This window comes from Streptomyces sp. NPDC088707 (assembly GCF_044752725.1).
Classification (GTDB): domain Bacteria; phylum Actinomycetota; class Actinomycetes; order Streptomycetales; family Streptomycetaceae; genus Streptomyces.
In genome coordinates, this window is sequence record NZ_JBIVLV010000031.1 from 1 (window position 1) to 2,406 (window position 2,406).

A 2,406-nucleotide genomic window follows, 5' to 3' on the forward strand; every position below is an offset into this window, starting at 1 on the left:
AGGGCGATTCAGTAGCGCGCTCAAGACCCGAAGCGGAGTGATCTAGCCATGGGCAGGTTGAAGCGGAGGTAAGACTTCGTGGAGGACCGAACCCACCAGGGTTGAAAACCTGGGGGATGACCTGTGGTTAGGGGTGAAAGGCCAATCAAACTCCGTGATAGCTGGTTCTCCCCGAAATGCATTTAGGTGCAGCGTCGTGTGTTTCTTGCCGGAGGTAGAGCACTGGATAGGCGATGGGCCCTACCGGGTTACTGACCTTAGCCAAACTCCGAATGCCGGTAAGTGAGAGCACGGCAGTGAGACTGTGGGGGATAAGCTCCATGGTCGAGAGGGAAACAGCCCAGAGCATCGACTAAGGCCCCTAAGCGTACGCTAAGTGGGAAAGGATGTGGAGTCGCAGAGACAACCAGGAGGTTGGCTTAGAAGCAGCCACCCTTGAAAGAGTGCGTAATAGCTCACTGGTCAAGTGATTCCGCGCCGACAATGTAGCGGGGCTCAAGCGTACCGCCGAAGTCGTGTCATTGCAGCAATAGGGCCAACGCCCGCTGTGATGGGTAGGGGAGCGTCGTGTGCCGGGTGAAGCAGCCGCGGAAGCGAGTTGTGGACGGTTCACGAGTGAGAATGCAGGCATGAGTAGCGATACACACGTGAGAAACGTGTGCGCCGATTGACTAAGGGTTCCTGGGTCAAGCTGATCTGCCCAGGGTAAGTCGGGACCTAAGGCGAGGCCGACAGGCGTAGTCGATGGACAACCGGTTGATATTCCGGTACCCGCTTTGAAACGCCCAATATCGAGCCCATTAATGCTAAGGCCGTGAAGCCGTTCCGGACCCTTCGGGGAAAGGAAAGTGGTGGAGCCGTCGACCCAAGGTGGTAGTAGGTAAGCGATGGGGTGACGCAGGAAGGTAGTCCAGCCCGGGCGGTGGTAGTCCCGGGGTAAGGGTGTAGGCCGTGTGATAGGCAAATCCGTCACACATTAAGGCTGAGACCTGATGCCGAGCCGATTGTGGTGAAGTGGATGATCCTATGCTGTCGAGAAAAGCCTCTAGCGAGTTTCATGGCGGCCCGTACCCTAAACCGACTCAGGTGGTCAGGTAGAGAATACCGAGGCGTTCGGGTGAACTATGGTTAAGGAACTCGGCAAAATGCCCCCGTAACTTCGGGAGAAGGGGGGCCACGTCTGGTGATCGGATTTACTCCGTGAGCTGGGGGTGGCCGCAGAGACCAGCGAGAAGCGACTGTTTACTAAAAACACAGGTCCGTGCGAAGCCGTAAGGCGATGTATACGGACTGACGCCTGCCCGGTGCTGGAACGTTAAGGGGACCGGTTAGCTCTGTTTCGACAGGGCGAAGCTGAGAACTTAAGCGCCAGTAAACGGCGGTGGTAACTATAACCATCCTAAGGTAGCGAAATTCCTTGTCGGGTAAGTTCCGACCTGCACGAATGGCGTAACGACTTCTCGACTGTCTCAACCATAGGCCCGGTGAAATTGCACTACGAGTAAAGATGCTCGTTTCGCGCAGCAGGACGGAAAGACCCCGGGACCTTTACTACAGTTTGATATTGGTGTTCGGTTCGGCTTGTGTAGGATAGGTGGGAGACTTTGAAGCCGTGACGCCAGTCATGGTGGAGTCGCCGTTGAAATACCACTCTGGTCGTGCTGGATGTCTAACCTCGGTCCGTGATCCGGATCAGGGACAGTGTCTGATGGGTAGTTTAACTGGGGCGGTTGCCTCCCAAAGGGTAACGGAGGCGCCCAAAGGTTCCCTCAGCCTGGTTGGCAATCAGGTGTTGAGTGTAAGTGCACAAGGGAGCTTGACTGTGAGACCGACGGGTCGAGCAGGGACGAAAGTCGGGACTAGTGATCCGGCGGTGGCTTGTGGAAGCGCCGTCGCTCAACGGATAAAAGGTACCCCGGGGATAACAGGCTGATCTTCCCCAAGAGTCCATATCGACGGGATGGTTTGGCACCTCGATGTCGGCTCGTCGCATCCTGGGGCTGGAGTCGGTCCCAAGGGTTGGGCTGTTCGCCCATTAAAGCGGTACGCGAGCTGGGTTTAGAACGTCGTGAGACAGTTCGGTCCCTATCCGCTGCGCGCGTAGGAATATTGAGAAGGGCTGTCCCTAGTACGAGAGGACCGGGACGGACGAACCTCTGGTGTGCCAGTTGTCCTGCCAAGGGCATGGCTGGTTGGCTACGTTCGGGAGGGATAACCGCTGAAAGCATCTAAGCGGGAAGCCTGCTTCGAGATGAGTATTCCCACCTCCTTGAGAGGGTAAGGCTCCCAGTAGACGACTGGGTTGATAGGCCGGATGTGGAAGCCCAGTAATGGGTGGAGCTGACCGGTACTAATAGGCCGAGGGCTTGTCCTCAGTTGCTCGCGTCCACTGTGTTAGTTCTGAAG

1 rRNA gene is annotated in these 2,406 nt (G+C 56.7%); it reads left to right on the top strand.

The features are described 5' to 3' along the window. Window positions 1–2,374: ribosomal RNA gene (locus ACIP84_RS38700) — 23S ribosomal RNA — on the top strand; the annotation flags it as partial. Window positions 2,375–2,406 lie beyond the last annotated feature (32 nt).